Source organism: Colwellia sp. F1, assembly GCF_056238625.1.
Window position 1 is genome coordinate 40,292 of record NZ_JBWDLI010000006.1, and the last position, 20,751, is coordinate 61,042.

The 20,751-nt window shown below is 40.1% G+C and carries 19 protein-coding genes; 14 read left to right on the forward strand and 5 right to left on the reverse strand.

Features of this window, described 5'->3' with window-relative positions:
- The first annotated feature begins 45 nt into the window (after positions 1-45).
- The 11 genes from AC0UA9_RS07175 to AC0UA9_RS07225 all read left to right on the forward strand — a co-directional run bounded on the left by AC0UA9_RS07175 (position 46) and on the right by AC0UA9_RS07225 (position 11,301).
- Positions 46-1,602, forward strand: coding sequence for an HAL/PAL/TAL family ammonia-lyase (locus tag AC0UA9_RS07175; RefSeq protein WP_475658958.1), 1,557 nt, complete (start codon positions 46-48; stop codon positions 1,600-1,602).
- Complete coding sequence (locus AC0UA9_RS07180; RefSeq protein ID WP_475658960.1) at positions 1,589-2,029, forward strand: acyl-CoA thioesterase; 441 nt, start codon at positions 1,589-1,591, stop codon at positions 2,027-2,029. The genes AC0UA9_RS07175 and AC0UA9_RS07180 overlap by 14 nt, the downstream gene beginning before the upstream one ends.
- Positions 2,030-2,031: 2 nt before the next feature.
- The gene (locus AC0UA9_RS07185) at positions 2,032-2,775 is read left to right on the forward strand and encodes an outer membrane lipoprotein carrier protein LolA (protein WP_475658962.1); all 744 of its coding nucleotides are present in this window, start codon (positions 2,032-2,034) and stop codon (positions 2,773-2,775) included.
- Positions 2,756-5,125: an MMPL family transporter gene (locus AC0UA9_RS07190; protein WP_475658964.1), complete on the forward strand. Its 2,370-nt coding sequence runs from the start codon at positions 2,756-2,758 to the stop codon at positions 5,123-5,125. The genes AC0UA9_RS07185 and AC0UA9_RS07190 overlap by 20 nt, the downstream gene beginning before the upstream one ends.
- Positions 5,112-6,362 (forward strand): NAD(P)/FAD-dependent oxidoreductase, encoded by a 1,251-nt coding sequence (locus AC0UA9_RS07195; protein ID WP_475658966.1) that lies wholly within the window; start codon positions 5,112-5,114, stop codon positions 6,360-6,362. Before AC0UA9_RS07190 ends, AC0UA9_RS07195 begins: the two co-directional genes overlap by 14 nt.
- A 47-nt stretch (positions 6,363-6,409) precedes the next feature.
- Entirely contained in the window at positions 6,410-6,925 is a 516-nt protein-coding gene (locus AC0UA9_RS07200; protein WP_475658969.1) for a DUF3261 domain-containing protein, read from the forward strand.
- Positions 6,918-8,108 carry a beta-ketoacyl-[acyl-carrier-protein] synthase family protein gene (locus AC0UA9_RS07205; protein ID WP_475658971.1) on the forward strand — a complete coding sequence of 397 codons (1,191 nt, stop codon included), beginning with the start codon at positions 6,918-6,920 and terminating at the stop codon, positions 8,106-8,108. The genes AC0UA9_RS07200 and AC0UA9_RS07205 overlap by 8 nt, the downstream gene beginning before the upstream one ends.
- A 1-nt stretch (position 8,109) precedes the next feature.
- Complete coding sequence (locus AC0UA9_RS07210) at positions 8,110-8,613, forward strand: hotdog family protein (RefSeq protein ID WP_475658973.1); 504 nt, start codon at positions 8,110-8,112, stop codon at positions 8,611-8,613.
- A gap of 56 nt (positions 8,614-8,669) precedes the next feature.
- Entirely contained in the window at positions 8,670-9,896 is a 1,227-nt protein-coding gene (locus AC0UA9_RS07215; protein ID WP_475658975.1) for a beta-ketoacyl-ACP synthase, read from the forward strand.
- A 4-nt stretch (positions 9,897-9,900) separates the two neighbouring features.
- On the forward strand, positions 9,901-10,614 hold the full coding sequence (locus AC0UA9_RS07220) for a class I SAM-dependent methyltransferase (protein WP_475658977.1): 714 nt from the start codon (positions 9,901-9,903) through the stop codon (positions 10,612-10,614).
- A gap of 258 nt (positions 10,615-10,872) precedes the next feature.
- Positions 10,873-11,301 (forward strand): CBS domain-containing protein, encoded by a 429-nt coding sequence (locus tag AC0UA9_RS07225; RefSeq protein ID WP_475658979.1) that lies wholly within the window; start codon positions 10,873-10,875, stop codon positions 11,299-11,301.
- On the opposite strand, the gene AC0UA9_RS07230 is transcribed toward AC0UA9_RS07225, so the two are convergent.
- From AC0UA9_RS07230 to AC0UA9_RS07245, 4 genes are all read right to left on the reverse strand, one after another.
- Complete coding sequence (locus tag AC0UA9_RS07230; RefSeq protein ID WP_475658981.1) at positions 11,279-11,722, reverse strand: SirB2 family protein; 444 nt, start codon at positions 11,720-11,722, stop codon at positions 11,279-11,281. The two genes, AC0UA9_RS07225 and AC0UA9_RS07230, sit on opposite strands and share 23 nt — an antisense overlap.
- Before the next feature lie 242 nt (positions 11,723-11,964).
- Positions 11,965-13,671, reverse strand: a complete 1,707-nt coding sequence (locus tag AC0UA9_RS07235; protein ID WP_475658984.1) for a SulP family inorganic anion transporter — start codon at positions 13,669-13,671, stop codon at positions 11,965-11,967.
- A 181-nt stretch (positions 13,672-13,852) separates the two neighbouring features.
- Entirely contained in the window at positions 13,853-15,244 is a 1,392-nt protein-coding gene (locus AC0UA9_RS07240; protein WP_475658986.1) for an alpha/beta fold hydrolase, read from the reverse strand.
- A 67-nt stretch (positions 15,245-15,311) separates the two neighbouring features.
- Complete coding sequence (locus tag AC0UA9_RS07245) at positions 15,312-17,312, reverse strand: 2,4-dienoyl-CoA reductase FMN-binding domain-containing protein (protein ID WP_475658990.1); 2,001 nt, start codon at positions 17,310-17,312, stop codon at positions 15,312-15,314.
- Between the two features lie 162 nt (positions 17,313-17,474).
- Here AC0UA9_RS07245 and AC0UA9_RS07250 point away from each other — a divergent pair, with 162 nt between their 5' ends.
- Positions 17,475-18,095: an outer membrane protein assembly factor BamE domain-containing protein gene (locus tag AC0UA9_RS07250; protein WP_475658993.1), complete on the forward strand. Its 621-nt coding sequence runs from the start codon at positions 17,475-17,477 to the stop codon at positions 18,093-18,095.
- Positions 18,096-18,231: 136 nt separating this feature from the next.
- On the forward strand, positions 18,232-19,089 hold the full coding sequence (locus tag AC0UA9_RS07255; protein WP_475658995.1) for a hypothetical protein: 858 nt from the start codon (positions 18,232-18,234) through the stop codon (positions 19,087-19,089).
- 66 nt (positions 19,090-19,155) lie between these two features.
- Here AC0UA9_RS07255 and AC0UA9_RS07260 read toward each other — a convergent pair whose 3' ends face one another.
- Positions 19,156-19,623 carry a DUF2141 domain-containing protein gene (locus tag AC0UA9_RS07260; protein WP_475658999.1) on the reverse strand — a complete coding sequence of 156 codons (468 nt, stop codon included), beginning with the start codon at positions 19,621-19,623 and terminating at the stop codon, positions 19,156-19,158.
- A gap of 183 nt (positions 19,624-19,806) precedes the next feature.
- On the opposite strand from AC0UA9_RS07260, the gene AC0UA9_RS07265 reads away from it, so the two are divergent.
- Complete coding sequence (locus AC0UA9_RS07265; protein WP_475659003.1) at positions 19,807-20,745, forward strand: dialkylrecorsinol condensing enzyme; 939 nt, start codon at positions 19,807-19,809, stop codon at positions 20,743-20,745.
- Positions 20,746-20,751: the final 6 nt, after the last annotated feature.

A 20,751-nucleotide genomic window follows, 5' to 3' on the forward strand; every position in this document is an offset into this window, starting at 1 on the left:
TGTCATATTAAAACACAGAGACGAAATAGTTTTGGAGAGAAATAAGTGACCACCCCTAAAAATAAAACAATTTTATTTGGTGAAGGCAATTTAACCATTGAAGATATTGTAACCGTAGCAAAATCTCATGACCCCATTGCTTTGTCAAAATCGCAAGACTTCAAACTACGCATAGACTCTGGCGTAAAGTTTTTAGAAAAAATATTGCGTGAAGAGGGCCACATCTATGGCGTAACTACCGGCTACGGTGATTCTGTTACCTACGAAGTGCCCACTGAACTCATTGAAGAGCTACCTATGCACCTAACGCGCTTTCATGGCTGCGGGCTAGGGGACTTTTTCACGCCTGAACAATCTCGCGCTATTTTAGCCACTCGCTTAGCTTCATTAACACGAGGCTATTCAGGCGTTAGCTGGAATTTATTAGACTTATTAGTTGCGTTACTTAACCATAATATTTTACCTGTTATTCCACAAGAAGGCTCAGTAGGCGCCAGTGGTGATTTAACGCCATTATCCTATATAGCAGGCACACTGATTGGTGAGCGTGACACCTATTACCAAGGTGAAATTGTTAACGCCGCCACAGCACTTGCACAAGAAGGCTTAACACCTATTAAGCTGCGTCCTAAAGAGGGCTTAGCCATTATGAATGGTACAGCTGTCATGACCGCTTTAGCCTGTACAGCCTATAAAAGAGCTGAGTATGCCACTAAATTAATGGCCAGAATAACCGCCTTATCAAGCTTGGCCTTAAAAGGTAACAGCAATCACTTTGATGATATTTTATTCAGTGTTAAGCCACATCCAGGGCAAAATCGCATTGCTAAATGGATTCAAAACGATTTAAATCATCATGAACACCCAAGAAACTCTCATCGTTTACAAGACCGATACTCCATCCGTTGTGCGCCACATGTTATTGGTGTTTTAGCTGATAGCCTACCTTGGCTTAGAAGCATGATTGAAAATGAATTAAACAGCGCAAATGACAACCCTATTATTGATGGTGTAGGTGAGCACATTCTACATGGCGGCCACTTTTATGGTGGTCATATTGCGATGGCAATGGACTCAATGAAAAACTGTGTCGCCAATTTAGCTGATTTAGCTGATAGACAAATCGCAACCTTAGTCGACATTAAAATGAATAATGGTTTACCACCTAACTTAACCGCCTCAACCGGTGAAAGAAGACATATTAACCATGGGTTTAAAGCAATACAGATTGGCTGCTCTGCCTGGACCGCTGAAGCCTTAAAGTTAACCATGCCAGCCAGTGTTTTTTCTCGATCTACTGAATGTCATAATCAAGACAAAGTCAGCATGGGCACTATTGCAGCACGGGATTGTTTAAGAATATTACAATTAACCGAACAAGTGTTAGCAGCAACATTGCTGGCAGCCGTACAGGGTGTTCGTATAAGAATGCTAAACGATGAACTTAGCCGCGCTTCATTAACTGATGACGTTCGTGTTATGGTTGATGATATAGCTGGTTTTTTTGACTTACTCGAAGAAGATCGCCCTACTGACGCAATTTTACGCCAAACGATAGAATATATTCAAAACGAACGCTGGATTCTTTATGCGCAAAACTAAAGGCTTTTTAACGGTAGCTCATGAGATTGATGTGCCGTTTTATGATGTAGACGCCATGCGTGTTGTATGGCATGGCAACTATGTCAAATACATTGAAGACGCCCGCTGTCAGTTGTTACGTAAATTCAACTATGACTACAATGATATGGAGGATTCGGGCTATTTGTGGCCGATTGTTGATATGCGACTTAAATATGTTAAATCAGCAAAGTTTGGCGATAGAATTCGTGTTGAAGCAACACTGGTTGAATATGAAACACGCTTAAAGATTGCTTATCGAATATTTAATATTGCCACCAATAAAGTATTAACCAAAGCTTATACTGTACAAGTTGCTATTAATATGGAGAATAGTGAAATGCAGTTTGAGTCCCCTAAAATATTACTGCAAAAATTAGCGCCACTTTTAGCCAGTGAACAATATTAACAATGAACATATTTACGGTTTTGCTATTATTATTTCTCGCTACTTGCTCGATATCTATTGACGCAAGTGAGCACATTGAACAGGACGCCAATGCAAGAGAAAACACCACTAATCGCGACACAGCAAAAGCCACACCCGGCGCCAGCACGCATCAAGTAAGTGCCAAAAAAGCAGGCAACAAACAAGCACAGGCTTTAGCAAGCCTACTTGTAAAACTGCAGTTAATGCAAGGCTTAGCAAGCTTTACACAAAAAAAACACCTTGCCTTTCTTAAGACTCCAATAATTTCAACCGGCGTATTAAAAATTTATAACAACAACGTTATATGGCAAGTCAACACACCTGTTTTTTCTAAACTGATCATTATTAACGATAAAGTATGGCAATTAATGCACCAAAGCAGCAACAAAGAGCAAAGTAAAGAGCCAGACAATTATCAAGTGGTTGCTAGCCATGCCAGTGTTGAAACCTTAGTTCGCGCTGTATTCACTGGCGAAATTAATCGTACACAATGGCATATTAGCCTTACTGAGCAACAATGTTTGCAATTAGCGCCAAAAACGCTAGTTTTATCACAAACAATTAAAGAGATTAAGGTTTGTCTACCCGATGAGCCAGATGCTAACCAGTTAGGGCAAAGGTTTGTAACCATCAAAGATGCCCAGAATAATTTAACTGAAATTGAGCTTAACACCATCACTAACCAACTTTCAGATGAAGATATTCGTGAATTTAACATCAATTAATAAACTCTACCTTTGGCTAGCACAATGTACTGTATTAGTATTGCTGTTAGTGTTGGTGGTGCTTGAAAAGCCACTCTCATTTAATACAAATTTAACCGCTTTATTTTCCACTGAGCAGAATGTTCAATGGCAAGCAGCGCAAAAGAAAATAGACGCCAATTTACATACCGGCTTACTTTATCTTGTTGGTCACCCGCAACAAGATAAAGCCACTCAAGCAGCAGAAAGCTTAGCGCAACAATTAGCTAAAATATCCGGTATTTCAACCGTTTTTGCCCAGCTTGATAACATCCCAAACCAGCAAAATATGCTCGACAGTTACACCGGCTTTGAGCAACAACTATTAACACCAACTTATACAGCGCATTTGGCTCAAGAAGATCAAAACGTTTTTGATTTACAATTTCAACTATTAAATCAATTAGGTGACCAATTAGTGAGCAAAACGCTTACTGAAGACCCTACGTTAGCATTCGCAAATTATTTAAACCGCTCACCATTTCCATCAAGTGCGCTTACCCTCACGCCTGATGGTTATTTAACACTTCGCTATCAAAACATGCATTATATTTTAGTAACCATGAGAACAAGCGAAGACGCCTTTCATCTTAATAGCGCTAAGCATATTGTGACACAGCTTGATCAGGTAAAAAAACAGCAAAACATAGATTATATCCGTACTGGAGCAATATTTTATAGCGTTGAAGCCAGTGAGCAAGCAAAGCAAGAAATGCAATGGTTAGGTGGTTTATCGATAGTAGCAACACTGTTATTAATTTATTTTGCTTACCGGCGCACCATAAGCCTTGTGTGCACTATTTTAGTCATTAGCATTAGTATTGCTTACGGGTTTTTAGGGCTTAACTTGTTTTTTGATGAGGTGAATATATTAACCATTGTTTTTGCGATCACCTTAATAGGCATTGCAGCTGATTATAGCTTTCATAGTCTAACTGAGTTAGAAAATACCACGCCAACACTGAAAAACCCATTAAAAAGCGTGACCGCTTCACTGGTGTTAACTTTTATAACCACAGCACTAGGGTATGTGCTATTAGTGCTAGTGCCTATTGTTATTTTTAAACAAATAGCGGTATTTACTATTTTTGGCTTACTCGGCGCGCTGGTTACTGTATTATTAGTGTTTCCTTATTTACATCATAAGGTTAACTTTCAAACCAGCCCAAAGGGCAGCAACCAGCACAGCGGCACTCAAGATGTGAATCTCAAGCATAAAGATAATAACAGCGTTTTTTTAGCAATCAATAAACATCACCAACTTATACTAAAAAACTGGCAAAGCCATCTTTACTTATTAATCATTTTACTGGCACTGTCTATTACCGCCCTCACTCAAAGCCCTTTTTCTGATAATGCGAAGTCTTTTTATCAAGTGCCAGTACACTTACTGCAAAATGAAAACAAAGTAAAACAAATGCTTGGACAAAAGTTTGATAATCAATACTTGTTATTACAGGGTGACAGCCAGCAACAGTTACTCGAGCGTGAAGAAAACGCAATTACGTTGCTCAATGAAATGCAATTGAATAACCGCTTTAGTAGCTACCAGGCTGTCGCCAGTTGGCTACCTTCAATAAAGCAACAACACAAAAACAACACCTTATTATTGGCAGCAAGTGAGCAAGGTCAATTTACCGCTTTAGCTAAGCTACTAGGCCGTCAAACCCTTGAAGTAAAACCGCTTGAGCAGTACTTATTACCGGATGCATGGTTTGAAAGCTCCCTTGGCAAAACATTTAAGCATTTATGGCTGCAAGACAATAACCAGTATTATTCTATGATTAAGTTTGCCGGAATAAACGATGCAAGTAGGCTTGCTCAAGAGCTAAGCATGCTTGAAAATAGTGTTTTTGTTGACAAGCTGGCCGACACAGAAACTGAACTCGCCACTTTCCGGCTAGTGCTAGCGTTTATATTTATGGTGGCTTGTTTAGCTGGCTTGCTCGTGTTTTATTGTCGCTATGGCTTGAAAAAGGCGTGTTATGGCGTGGCGGTACCTGCCTGTGCTTTTGTTATTGCACTAGCGTTAAGTGCTATTTTACAAGGTAATTTAACCTTATTTAATTTAGCAGCTGGCTTAGTTATTTTGGCATTAGGGCTTGATTATTCTATATTTTATGCCGAACATGGCTTTTCAGTATTGATTACCAAAACCACATTAATGTCAGCATTAAGTTCAATTTTTGTCTTTGCCATCTTAAGCTTTAGTTCTACGCCTGCTGTGGCAAGTTTTGGACAGACGGTATTTTTGGGTATCGTCATCACATTTTTATTTTCGCCAATAATCACTAAAATTTCAGGGAAAAGAGGTCAGAATGACAATAAATGAAAAATTTGATGTAATTATCATTGGTGCAGGCCCTTCGGGTTCAATTGCTGCTAGCATACTAGTGCAAAAAGGATGGCGAGTGCTTGTCATAGAAAAAGAGCAGTTTCCTCGTTTTTGTATTGGTGAGAGCTTATTACCGCAGTGTATGGCTTTTATTGAAGAGGCGGATATGCTTAACGCGGTGCAATCACAAGCGGAAAGTTTGGGCTTTCAATATAAAGATGGCGCGGCATTTTATCGCAATGGTGAGCATTGTAATTTTGATTTTAGTAAAAAATTTAGTGCCGGCGCAGGCAGCACTTTCCAAGTAAAACGTGCTAATTTTGATAAAGCACTTGCCGATAGGGCTGAAGAGATAGGCGCTGACATTCGCTATAAGCATGAAGTTACTGCCGTTGAGTTTACCCCAGAGTCTGCGATAGTGTCGGTTAAGAATGAGCATGAATCTCTTAATTTTGAAGCAGAATTTCTTCTTGATGCCAGTGGTTATGGCCGCGTACTACCGAGGTTATTATCACTAGAGTTACCCAGCACTCTTTCTGATCGGCGCGCGGTATTTTGTCATTTACAAGATGGTATAACCGATAAACACTACGACAGAAACAAAATACTGATTACGGTACACCCAGAAAAAAATGATATTTGGTATTGGTTAATTCCTTTTTCTGATGGTACTGTCAGCTTTGGTGTGGTTGGCGATGTGAATTACTATAACCCAGCTCACACCAGCGAAGAAGCCTTTGATAGTTTTCTAACGCAAGAACCCTATCTAGCAAACCTACTTAAACAGGCAAAGAAAATAACACCTATAAGAACATTGCAAGGTTATTCTTCCAATGTTACACAGCTATTTGGTGAGCGGTTTGCCCTGTTAGGTAACGCAGGAGAATTTCTAGATCCTGTCTTTTCTTCTGGTGTCACTATTGCTATGTATTCAGCATCATTAGCGGCCAACCTATTAGACAAACAACTCTCTGGTGACCATGTAACTTGGCAAACGGAATACGCCGACAATTTAAAGGCTGGCGTTGATGTATTTAAGCACTTTGTAATGTCTTGGTATGATACCGAATTACAAAATGTTATTTTCTTTCAAAAAGATGACAATGACGTTAAGTCTATGATTTGCTCTATTTTAGCTGGCTACGCATGGGATCAAGAAAATCCGTATGTTAATAAAACCGAACGTAGACTGAGCGCATTAGTAGACATTTGCCGACAAGGTAATCAAGGTTAATGCGCGCTTTGTATCAGCAACCCCAATACGCTGTATGGGGTATTGTATTGTTTTTTATAACCTCTTGCGCTGTCGTTAGCCCTAAAAACCAAGACACTAACTTTTATCAACTGCAAGCCCTACCGTATGCTTTACAGCATAAGGTATTTTTAGAGTCATTAACCTTTGAGCAAGCACACAAACGCACATTATTAACGCAAATAGAAACGCAAGAACACACGGTAAGCCTTGCCGCTATGACTTACAGCGGCTTGCCTGTACTGCAAGCCAAGTGGCATAAGAATGAAGGCTTGCAGGGTTTTGTCAGTGCAACTTTCGATAAAAGCATGGCTTTGCGTATCATTCGAGATATTCAGCTAGTAAAATGGCCCGAAGACAATATTCGCTCTGGACTTTTAATCGATTATAACTTATCAAGTGTTAAGGAAGGCCCTGAGCACTGGGTTCGAGAAATAACAAAAGCAGGTAAGCGTATTGTCCAAATCACTTATACCAAACACAAAATTGTCTTAATTAATGCGCTTGAGCATTACCAATTAACCATTGAGCCTGTGAATGAATAACACAAAAACCATTGAACTCTATATCAGTGACTTTGCCCTAGTAAACCCGCTAGGCAGTAACTTGCACGATATTAAAAAGAATATGCTACAAGGTGTGCGCAGTGGGCTAACTGAAAACGCCCAACTGCCTAATGAAGGCAGTTTATTTGTGGGCGCAGTTAACAAAAACTTACCTGATATCACCAACAGAGCAAAACACTTTAACACCCGTAATAATCAATTAGCAAAACTGGCTTTGCAGTCGCTTGAATGCGAGGTTAATGATTTAAAATTAACAGTTTCATCTGAAAAGATTGGTGTTATCGTCGGTACTAGCACTTCAGGTATTTATGAAGGTGAAAAGGCTGTTAAAGCTGAACTAGCAACAGGAGAGTTTCCGCCTGACTATGATTATCGCATGCAAGAAATGTTTAACTTAGCCGAATTTATTGCTGATGAACTTGACGTTAAAGGCCCAGCCTTTACCATTTCAACCGCTTGCTCTTCTAGCGCTAAAGCCTTTGTTACGGCAAAAGAGCTTATTCTATCTGGCGTCATTGATGCGGCTATTGTTGGTGGTGTAGATGCATTATGTGGTATGACAGTCAACGGCTTTTCTGCACTTGACTCAACCTCAAGTGGCCTATGTCAGCCGTCGAGTGCAACAAGAGATGGCATTAATTTAGGCGAAGCGGCTGCTTTGTGCGTACTGCGAAAAGACAAAGGCAGTATAAAGCTTTTAGGCTGTGGTGAATCAAGCGACGCACATCATATGTCTGCGCCGCATCCAGCCGGCGAAGGTGCCATTAGTGCCATGCAACAAGCAATCGATACGGCGGGCATTCTCCCTAACGAGGTCGACTATATTAATTTACATGGTACCGCGACCGAAAAAAATGATGCCATGGAAGCCAGTGCCGTTCATGCAGTTTTTGGTAGCGACACCCCCTGTAGCTCAGTAAAGGGTATGATAGGCCACACGTTAGGGGCGGCAGGCGCGACTGAAATTGGCTTATGTTGGTTAATGATGCAAGACAACAATCGGCATTTTATTCCCCATTGTTGGAACCATAACAAAGACGACTCATTAGCAGCAATCGCACTAACAGATGTTGGCCAACAAAGCAGCAAGCCAATTAAGCATTGCCTGTCAAATTCATTTGCCTTTGGTGGCAACAATGTCAGCATTCTTATTGGGGTTTAATATGACTCAAAGTTCTACAATAAATAAAAAACAAACAATCTTTACAATTGACCAAGTACTCCCGCATGCTCACCCAATGATACTGCTTGATTCACTGGTCAGTTTTTCTGAAGACAAAGCAAGCTGCTGCCATTTAATTACCGAGCAAAGCTTGCTCTTTGACCCAGAGCTACAGGGTGTGCCAAGCTATGTAGGCATAGAGTATATGGCTCAAAGTATTGCCGCTTATGCCAATGCAAATGAACTGATCAATAACAAACCAGTTGAGATTGGGTTCTTAGTCAGCAGTCGTAAATACAAGTCTGACTTGTCTGTTTTTAAACTGGGCATGGCATTGCAAATTACGGTACAGCAACTCTATAAAGATGAATCAGGGTTAAGTGCCTTTGACTGTGCTATATTCGTTAATAATAACGAAGTAGCTTCAGCACGGGTTAATGTATTTCAACCCGAAAACCCAACAGGGTTTTTAGCTGAGCAACTTTCTTCACCCCAAAACGCATAAAAAATACTGCTATTTAATCGAATAAATTTTACTTTTTTAAGAGGCTTATTGTCAAAATGAGACGTGTTGTTATTACAGGAATGTCGGCTATAACGGCATTAGGCCATAACTGGCAAGATTTTGAACAAAACTTGCGCAAAAAAATAAATGCTGTGCAAGTTGATGAAAAGCTAAAAAATATTGATGGTTTAAATACTCACTTATCTGCCCCCATTTTAGATTTTGTTAAGCCTGCCCATTACACCCGAAAACAAGTGCGCTCGATGGGCCGAGTTTCGTTAATGGCAACCACCGCCACTGAAACAGCACTTGCTGATGCCAACCTCTTAACAGGTGAGCATTTTAACTCTGGCAGAATGGGCGTTGCCTACGGCTCATCAATCGGTTCTACAGAGCCTTTGATCGCCTTTGGCGATTTATTAAAATCAGGCAATATGCAAGGCGTTACCGCCACCAGTTATATAAAAATGATGAGCCATACCACCGCGGTAAATATCGGTGTTTTCTTTGGTATAACCGGCCGCATTTATACCACAAGCTCTGCTTGTACTTCGAGCTCGCAAGCCATTGGCTATGCTTATGAAGCGATTAAGTTTGGTAAACAAGACATTATGGTTGCCGGTGGTGGCGAAGAACTCTGCCCGAGTGAAGTGGCTGTGTTCGACACACTTTATGCAACAACGACTAAAAACGCACAACCTAAAAAAACACCGAGCCCGTTTGATAATGAGCGCGATGGTTTAGTTATTGGCGAAGGTGCCTGCACTCTTATTTTAGAAGAATATGAACATGCTGTTGCTCGCGGTGCACCTATTTATGCCGAATTAGTCGGTTACGGCACAAATTCAGACGGTGTCCATGTCACGCAACCAACAAAAGAAACAATGGCAAAAGCAATCACAGAAGCCATGATTGATGCGAATGTTAAAGCGCAAGATATAGGTTATGTGAGTGCACACGGCACAGCAACGGATCGAGGCGACATTGCTGAAACCAATGCTACTGTCGACGCTGTCGCTAAAAATACTCCCATTAGCTCTTTAAAAAGCTACTTAGGCCATACGTTAGGTGCTTGTGGTGCAATAGAGTCTTGGGCCAGTATTTCAATGATGAATAATGGCTGGTTTTCACCGACCATAAACCTCGGCAATATTGACCCTGAGTGCGGCGAGTTAGATTACATTACAGGTGACGGACGAATGATTAATACTAATTATGTGATGAGCAATAATTTTGCTTTTGGCGGTATTAATACCTCATTAATATTCAAGCGGATGGATTAGCAACATGAAAAATGTTCTCGCACAAGCGCACGTGCCCGAATCTAGCTTTGGTAAGTGGTTTCTTCGTAGTCATACTTGGACTAACTATGTACTGGAAGTTGCAATGGAGGATCTCACCAAACTACTGAACGATAACACAACAAAGTTTGATGTTATTGCCGACGTAGGTTGTGGTTACGGGCGTTCATTAGAAAAACTGCATAACAGGTTCAACCCAGAAAAGCTTATTGCTATCGACATTGACCCCGAAATGATTGCTGCGACTAAAAAAGAAGTAGCATTGGCACAGTTACCGAATGTTGAGTATGTTTGCTGCTCTAGCTCTATGATTGATTTAGCCGACAACTCGGTTGATATGTTACTCTGCCACCAAACCTTTCATCACTTAATTTACCAAGAACAAGCAATTAATGAGTTCTTGCGCATATTAAAGCCTGGTGGCGTTTTATTATTCGCTGAATCAACAAAACGTTATATTCACTCGTTTATCATTAAATTGCTTTTTCGTCACCCAATGAAGGTGCAAAAAACAGCCGATGAGTATTTAGCCCTTGTTCGCAAGGCAGGTTTTTATGTTGCTGAAGATAAAATCTCTTATCCTTTTTTGTGGTGGAGTAGAGAAGATTTAGCGATTAAAGAAAACTGGTTTGGCATTGCCCCACCCGCAGAGCGAGAAGAGACCTTAATTAACCTGGTCGCACAAAAGCCAATAAAATAGCCAAACCAAGGTGCTTTTATTTGTATGATGCATTTGTCATGTACTAGTATGCTAAGTAACCTAAGCTTGATATCAGTTGGCGTTAAATTATGCCCCACTTACCACGGACAGATCTTAACGCTTATAAAGCCACACATTAGCGCGCCATACAGAGATAATTGACATGTTTTTTTGAAAAGCTTATGGTCTTTATACCGTCAGTATGGCTGATAAAACCTTCTTTAATTTTCTGACAGCTAAGACAGTGAGTAATAACCAATGAATGTTACAGAAATAATGAGTGAAGATATCATTTGTGTTGATCTAGATGATAGGCTGACTGTTGTTAGAGAATTGTTTATACAGCACAAGTTTCATCATTTAATGGTAACAGAGAGCACGAATGAACTAGTGGCTGTCATTTCTGAAAGGGATTATTTAAAAGCCACCAACGCTAACCTAGAGTTACCGACAGCTAACGCAAAAGACTTAGCGATGTTAAATAAACGCGTCCATCAAATTGTTTCTAAAAAACTCGTGGCAATTGATCAGTCTACGTCTTTTATTGCCGCGATAAAAATATTTCATGATACGGGCGTATCATGCCTACCGGTTGTTAATAGTGATAAAAAACCGATAGGAATAATAACATGGCGAGATATTGTTCACTGGCTTTACAGTAAAACTAACAAGCCATCGCCAGCATAGACTGCCCAAATTCAAGGTAAGCATTCACGTCTTCGCTAACACCTTTTACTTTAAGACGATCAGCGTAAGCAAGTCGTGCGCTCATTACTAACCAAAATGTTGCACTAACAAAGCCTAAAATACGCCATAACGTTGTCTTTGCCCACTTAAGCGCAAACGTAATAGATAATACATAGATAACAAAGCCTGCTAATTTAGACGATGCCCATCCATTGACTAGTGGGTATAACTTTAAAGGATTAACCGCGACCAAATAAATAACGCTACAAATAAATAGCGTATATAAAATATGTGGGCCTACTTTCAGTAGCTTATTATTGGCCTTGTCAGAGCCTTTCATCATTAACACAAAGTTAATAACGAAAAAGATAAACGTCAACATAATTATTGTCAGGTGTGCGTGCTTAACCATCATGTACATGTGATTTATTCCTACATTTATTATTTTAATTCAGTGTTAATCCAACTTTTTCTCGTGTAAATATACCCGTACGCATGGTGTTCTATCAAGCAACAAGTCCTGCCATCTTCTACTATTTACGGGGTTAACTCAAATGTTCTCGCGATATTGTTAATACTAAGTCTTGGCAAATTCAACAATGTGGTAAAGATAAAAACCTCAAAGCCGCCAAAAGCTGAGTTGAACCACACATACACCCTATGTTAACTTGATAGCTTGTAGGGTTTTTGGCTCACCCATTTTGCCACGGCATAATTAACTTCCTTTTCTTTCACACACTTTAGCGCTGCCTGTAATGCCTCACTGCGGAATAAATAAGCATTGTCATTAGACACTAAGTCTAATATATGAAACTTCTCTAACTGTTGATGCGTTTGTTTATTTGGACACAATAGCAATACTTCACAGTTTGAATCTTTCGCATCTTTGATCGCATTTTCCAGCGCAAGACCAACAGTGACATCTAGCATGGGCACATCCGTCAGATCGAGGATCATCACATCATAATTTGCAACACTTTTGTGCTGTTGAGAAATGGCCTTAGCGACGCTAAAAATCATTGGCCCTGACAGGTAGAAGAACAGTACTTTACCATTCGCTTTTTCAAGCAAGCCCCGCTCACTGTCTGTTAAAGGAACATCATCCCCATCAGCATCACTGATTGCTTTAACTTGACGTGCTTGCTCTCTGCTTAACCGTTCAATCACGATAATGTTAGAAATAAACACACCAAGCCCAACCGCGACAATTAAGTCAACAAAGACGGTGAGTAGCATTACACCGTACATTATTACCATCCCCTGAATACTGACTTGGTGCGCCCGTTGAATAAAACTCCAATCAAGAATATTAAAACCAACATACACGGCAATACCTGCCAACACAGCCATGGGAATAGGCTCTGTTAGCCCTCCCGCCACTACCACTACCAGCGCAAGTACTAAGGCTCTCATTATACCTGACATCGGAGAACGGGCGCCAACTTGTATGTTGGTTACAGTACCCATGGTTGCACCAGCCCCCGGTAAAGCACCAAAAAGCCCTGAAATCATATTGGCAATACCTTGACCACGCAGCTCTTTGTCTGAGTCGTGTTCTTTACGTATAAGCGCATCAGCAATTACCGCTGTCAGCAAAGTATCGATACAACCTAATGTACCGAGCACCAGAGCATCAATCACCATTTTAGTAAAAATTTCCGTATTAAAATGTGGAATAATTATAGAGGGTAAGCCAGCGGGTATTTCGCCAATTCTGCGAATACCTTCGCTACTGAAAAAAATCAAAGATAATACAGTAACAACAACCAAAGCAATGAGCTGCGCAGGAACGTATTTACGATATTTTTTAGGGTAGAAGAACAAAATACCTAAGGTAAGTAGACCTAAAAACAACTCACCAAATTTAATATTAGCTAACATAGTGGGCAGGGCTGATAAGGTGCCCATGACCCCACCCGATGGGTTCGCTTGCCCCAATAATGGCGACAACTGCAATATAATAAGAATCACGCCAATACCCGACATAAAGCCAGAAATAACACTATAGGGCATTAAGGTGATGTATTTCCCTAGTTTTAGAGTGCCTAGAAGAATTTGAAATGCACCTGCCATCATAACGATAGTAAAGGAGATTGCCATGCCCGTTTCTGGATATTTAGCCATCATGCTAGTTAATACGGCCGTCATTATTACTGTCATAGGGCCCGTCGGCTCTGAAATAAGACTAGATGAGCCACCAAACAAGGCGGCAAAAAAGCCGACCATTATCGCGCCCCAAAGCCCAGCTTCCGCACCTGCACCGGATGCCACACCGAAGGCGAGTGCTAAAGGTAAAGAAATGATTGCTGTGGTAACCCCACCGAACAAGTCACCTTTAACGTTAATGTCTTTAAAACGATTGCCAAACAAAGCGTTAATCCTCTTTTGAAAATAGGGTTACCATAGTTATACTCTTAATTTAATACATTTATAAACCAAAAAGTGCACGTTACCTGTACTATTTAGCACAAAAAATCAACAATGAGAAAAGATGCATCTTAAAAGTAAAGTATAATGATTATACACTCGATATTGATAACCCAATATATATTTATAACCCAATATCAATCACGCCATGCCAGTCATCTACCCGCCCGTTTAAATTGACATGTGTTAATGAGGCACTAATAGTGGTAGGAATATTACTGATTACTACAGCGTTTTTGGCATATAACTCAACCCCATTAAACTCTGCTTTACTATTCTCAAGGTAAGTAATGGTTAGTGCACTTAAACGCCCACCCCAAACTTCGGTATTACTGTTATGTAAAACCATCGCGTAACCTTCACTATGGTTAATTTTTAAATGGTTAAACTGAACAGCTGAATGATATAACGTAATTTTTTTTGCGTGTAAATTAGAAACGATCCCTTGCGGGCAGTTATGAATACTAACCAAAGAAAATTGTGTATCATTTAACCGTGACAAGGCATCATTTTTTGCGCAATCAATGGTAATATTTGCATTGGTTATGGTTATTTTAGGTGGTAATACTGCCTGATTACCGTTAATAAAAGCCTCTATTTGTCTAACTATTTCATCTGGGTATTCTTTTTGCGGTGAATGGCCAGCATCTGGGAAAATAAAGACAGAATGGGTATCAAGTAAGTAACTTAGCATGGTGGCCACTTGCACAGGCATCACCTGATCTTTCCCCCCCCAAATAATGAAAGTTTCTGGCGACTTTTGTCGAATAAGCACTGATAATTCTTCATTCATTACCGCAAGGGCGGCAATAGCATTAATATTATCTTCCAGTATAAATTTTCTGCCAACTGCGCTAAGTAAGACCTTGGTTGGGTCGGGAAGAAATTGATTTAACTTACTCACAGCACTTTTTACTGCAGACGAATATTCTTGCGCCACAGGCAGTTTATTACCCACATAATTAGCGGCAACGTGTTCACTGTAAGAAAATTTATTTAAAAAACCTGCGGCATCTATCAATATTAATTTATTAGCGAGTTCAGGCGCTTGTAGCGCTATTTGCACTGAAACATTGCCCCCCATAGAATGGCCTATAAGATAGTTAGTGCTATTAATAAGGGGAGGCAAAAGTTCAATTAATAAGGTGGCATATTTTTGTGGAGAAAAAAGATTTTTATTGCTATCAGACAGACCAAAACCGGGGAGGTCAAGCAATAAGAGATCATAGTCTTTTGATAGCCCCATCACTAAAGCTTTAAAGTCTTCCGCAGAACCACCCACTCCATGAATAAGCGTAATAGAGGGTTTTAACGCCTGCTTTTTTGTTTGATAGAAAGTAACCGAGCTATTATATTTTTCAGAATATACAACATTTTCTTCCAACCCGTAACTTTTGTGCCAATCATTAGCGAATGCTGGCGCAGCAAAAAGTTGCAACACTAATGCAATAACAAGGCAATAATAGCTGCTGTCACGGCTGTTATTTCTATACCGTTTTACAAAAAAGATACACACCTCCAAACGTTAACTTACATCCCGCTACAGCGCTGCTAATACGGGTTATATTTCTATCATGAATAATCTATATTTTTATTGCTAACAATGCCGCTTCTTCTATCGCTTTTTGTGCATCAATACGTTTTGCTATATGTGCACCACCAATAACATGGCACTGTTGTGGGGCAAGTGCAGCAGAGTATAGGTCATTTTCAATTTGTCCTGCACATAAAATAATTGTATCAACATGAATGACACGTGGCTTTTTTCGGATACTAATATGTAAGCCTTGATCATCAATTTTATCGTAAGTCACGCCAGACAACATAGAGACTTGCTTGTTTTTCAAACTGGCACGATGGATCCAACCCGTGGTTTTGCCTAAATCCGCACCAGGTTTTCTTATTTTGCGTTGTAACATGTAAACTTTTCTAATAGGCTCGCCATTGTTGGCCGGTTTTAATCCACCAGTGTATTTCATGTTTAAGTCTATACCCCAGTGATCAGCAAAAGCTTCAGCATCTACTGCCTTTACGGTATTAGTAATAAGCTCGGCAACATCAAAGGCAATACCACCCGAGCCAATAATGGCAACATTATTTCCCGCGACCTTCTCGCCCGAAATAATCGCTTGATAAGAAACCACACTGGGATGGTCAATGCCGTCTATGTCGGGTAAGTTGGCTTTCGTCCCTGTCGCTATGACCACTTCATCGAAATTCGACAGGGTAGCAGCATCAACGCGCGTATTAAGATGAAGATCAACCTTATGCTGGGCTAATTGGTAATGAAAATAGCGCAGTGTTTGATAAAAATCTTCTTTCCCTGGAATTTTTTTTGCTAAATTAAATTGGCCGCCAATTTGCTGCTCGGCTTCATATAAGTGCACTTGGTGACCACGTTGCGCCGCATATAAAGAAAAAGCCATGCCTGCAGGCCCCGCCCCCACAACGGCTATTTTTTTGGGAGTATTTGTCGGTATTAGCGCCAGTTCTTTTTCACGCGCTGCAAACGGATTTACTAAACAAGTCGCAACTTTATTTAAAAATATATGGTCTAAACACGCTTGATTACAAGCAATGCAGGTGTTAATCGCTTCTGGTTTGTTACCTTGCGCCTTGACGACAAAGTGACTGTCTGCGAGTAGCGGCCTTGCCATTGATACCATGTCAGCCCAGTTATTGGCTAAAATATTTTCCGCCAATGCTGGCGTATTAATTCTATTGCTGGCAACAATAGGCAACGATATTTCAGACTTTACATACTGACTAACGCTAGCATATGCCCCCGGAGGCACCATGCTTGCTATGGTAGGTACCCTTGACTCATGCCAGCCAATGCCAGTATTAATAATAGTGGCACCAGCCAACTCCATGGCTTTAGCTAACATAATAACTTCTTCAAGCGAACTGCCATGCTCTACTAAGTCGAGAATTGATAACCGAAAAATAATGATAAAGTTTTTACCAACGCGCAAGCGCGTTTGTTTCACTATTTCAACGGCAAAGCGAATTCTGTTTTCATAGCTACCGCCCCATTCATCTTGTCGGTGATTGGTTGTTTTAACAATAAACTGGTTAATTAAATACCCTTCTGAGCCCATTATCTCAACACCGTCATAGCCTGCTTCTTGTGCTAAAACCGCAGTAAGTACAAAATCTGCTATTTGTTTTTCTACTTCTGCACCAGTAAGCTCTCGTGGTGTTAATGGAATAATAGGGGATTGAAGCGCCGAAGGCGCGACAATTTGTTTTTGATAGGCATACCGACCTGCATGCAAAATTTGCATGCATATTTTTCCGTCAACTTCATGTACTGCTTTAGTAATAAGTTGATGGTCTTTAACATCATCATGAGTTGTCATTAAGGCGCGATTTGGGGCAAGCTTGCCTTCAATATTAGGCGAAATTCCGCCAGTAACAATTAACCCCACCCCACCTTGTGCTCTTAACGCATAAAAAGAAGCTAAGCGTTTAAACCCGTCCGCCGCCTCTTCAAGGTTAGTATGCATAGAGCCCATTAATACTCGGTTTTTTAATTGGGTAAAACCAAGATCTAACGGCGTTAACAGTCGAGAATAAGGCATATATTAATAGTCAGTGAGCTAGATTAATGATAAAAGCGTATTTTATCAGGTGTAAGCTGACTAGCAACAACGAGATTGCATTTTCTCATCTTTATTGCCAACATAGTAATTGCTACAGTAGTAAAGTTAAGCTGCCTGAAAACACAACATAAGGAATACACAGTGAAAAAATTAACGCTTAGATTAAAAAATAGTATTAATACCGCAGCATTATCATTGTTGATAATGAGCATGATTGGCTGTACTTCAACCTTTGACTCGTCAAGCTCAAATGCCTCAACCAACAAAAGTGACCCTGCCTTTTCAGAAGGTGCCACCGTTGTTGCGCTAGTGAATATTCACGCCGACTACGCTAACAATCGCCTTTATGCATTAAACTACCAAATGTCTAACTTAATACCTATGTGTAGTAAGTTTGTTATCAAAGATATTGGCAGCAAAGCAATTGAGATTTCACACCAAGGCAAGGTATACAATTATTTATGGGATAAACATACTCGCTCTGCAGGGCAGTCTTTGGCGCAAAACTTTAAAACCTTTTTTGGTGAACGTTGCGACAGCAATAGAGTTAAGCAGCTAAGTAAGCTAGACCAAAAAGGCATTGCACAAGGCACACCTTTATTAGGTATGACTAAAGAAGGTATAAAATATGCTATGGGTACACCACCCGTTCATGCAACACCTACATTAGAGCAAAACAGCTGGACTTATTGGGTAAATAAATGGGCTAGAAACATTTTAGAATTTGACAACAATGGCAAGTTAGTTCGTATTATTCAATAACGACACTCGCTTATAACCAAGCTACTTCAAGATGCGCGCTTGATGATGTCTGAGCTAATCACGGCTCAGGCGCATCTTATTATGACTAACTACGCCTTAGTTGGTAAGGCGTGTTCTTAAGCAGATTAATTTCGCCATGAAAATTACCACCGTGTTAGTACTCGCCGTGCTTTTAACCTTATTTTCAAGCAAAGCTAATGCACAAAACGATGTTAAAAACTTACTTATGAGCGGAGAAACCTTGCAAATTAGGCAAGCTGCTCGAATGATGACCGCTAATAAACAAAATACCGCTGAAAACGCCCGTTTAGTAGCCCGCATACTTGAACAAGAATTTGACAATGCCCCTACGAATAGAATTGATGCGCTGTCTTGGGGCTGTCGCGCTTTAGGTGCAACAGGCGACCACCAATATTTAGCCTTACTAAAAAAAATTCAGCAAAGTAACAGCGCCCATAGAAAGCTAAGAAAATATGCTGCAAGTGCTTATAAAACGCTACTTGCTACAAAACCAGTGTTTACGCAAAGTGGTGCTATAAAAACCCAACATAATATTAAGCTAAAAAACCAAACAAAATTAACAGGCCTAATACCGAAAGCATCACTTAACGCCACGGAAAGACAAATATTTGCCGTAGCCAAAGGCGAGTGGCAAGCAATTAAGTTTATTGCACAGCAACTAACAACGCCAAACACCACTGAAAAACCACCTCTCACCTTACTCGATGCATTAAGCCAATTTTTAATTGAAATGCATCACTACACGTTAGACAGTGAAAAAATTGATGTACTTGCTTGGATTTGTCGAGCATTAGAAGCAAGTAAGGATGGTCGATATAAAGCTATTTTACAAAATGTTGCCAGCAAAACAAGTAACAAAAAATTGCTTAATTATGCAAGGTCTGCGGCGCAGACACTGACACACACCCCTAGCACTTATCTCATTGGCAGTGTTGATTTTAAGCAGATACTAGCTGAGCTAGCACAAGAATAAGCGCTATACCTCCCTCACTGCTATAAGCGTCATCAATAATGAAAACGCGACGATGACACCCCATGCTTAGCGTCTTTTGCGTTTTCTTTTTGATTTTCTGTGTTTTAGGTTCACGGTAATGTCTTGGTCTGCTAATAGCTTGATTACACTATCTTCCGGCGAAGGCTCACCACCAAATAAACTTGGATTCGTTGAAAAACCAATAGGCTCTAGCGGTATATCATTAGAAGACTTATCTAGTTCGCCATTATTATTAAGATCTTGGAAAACTCTAAGTGCATACCTTCCGGGCTCTAATTGAGCAAACTTAACACTGTGATTGGCACTTTGGCTAAACTCTGCTTTGGCCTTTTGGTTAGTAGCCGCTGCTTCCTTTAGCTTTTGTTTATTATTGCCTTTTTCAAAAGCCCCCTTGTTTTCATCACGAAGAGCAAGCACCTTTTCACTGATCAGCTGGGCGTCTGCCCAACGGTTAGAATGTTCATCGGTGAGCAAATAAAGCTCCATCATGATGTTTTTATCTAAAGCTGTCACTTTTTTTATATGAACCGTCAACGCTAAAGCAAACACCGAGTAAGATACTAGTGTAAGACTAAAAAAAAAGGCTGTCAGGGTTAACTTAATCATGAGTTTGATTTTATTTAGTAGTGATTTCGGTATAATATACGCATTAAATTATACCCGTCTTAAATTTAATGAGCAATTAGGTGGTACTTGGTGCGAAAAATCCTCGTTGTTAGCTACTCTCAAACTGGTCAGCTAACTAAAATTGTTGACTCAATCATGGCCCCTTTGCATGAAAACAAGGAAATCCAAGTTGATTCCCTCATTATTAAACCAAAAGTGAAATACCCTTTCCCGTGGTCATTTTTTAAGTTTTTCCAAGTCATGCCTGAATCAGTCTATCTGCAAAAAATTGCATTAAACACCCCAACAATTAATGCTGGCACAACCATTGAAGATGCAGAGCAGCCCTATGATTTAATTGTTTTATCGTATCAAGTATGGTTTTTATCACCATCTTTACCCATCTCAAGTTTTTTACAATCAGCACAGGCTAAAACGTTATTTAATAATACCCCTGTGATGACAGTCATCGGCTGTCGAGGTATGTGGTTAACTGCACAAGAAAAAATGAAAGCCTTACTCGCTAGTGTCAACGCTAGGCTCGTTGATAATATTGTTTTAGCCGACCAATGTGGCGCGGGCTTTAGCTTTTTAGCTACACCATTATGGATGCTCACTGGTAAAAAGAAACCGTTATCTTGGGTGCCTGCTGCCGGTGTTTCGGCACAGGACATTGCTCAAGCAAAACGCTTTGGTGTGGCATTAAATACTAGGCTTGTTGAAGACAGTAGTGCTATAACAACGCCAGTCATGAGCAACTTAGCTGCTGTTAAGGTAAATGAAAAATTAATTTTAAGTGAAAAAATAGGCCACCGCAGTTTTAAAGTATGGGGGAAGCTGCTCATGCTTCTTGGCCCTCAAAATTCACTAAGGCGGTATGCTGGTTTGTGCTTTTATTTCATGTTTTTACTGGCATTAATTGTTACTATTGTGCCTATTACCGCATTAGTCATTAAATTAATTTCGCCTATTTTCAAAAAAAACATAGCAAAACAAAAAGCTTATTACGCACAACCCTCAGGAGAATAGAAAACA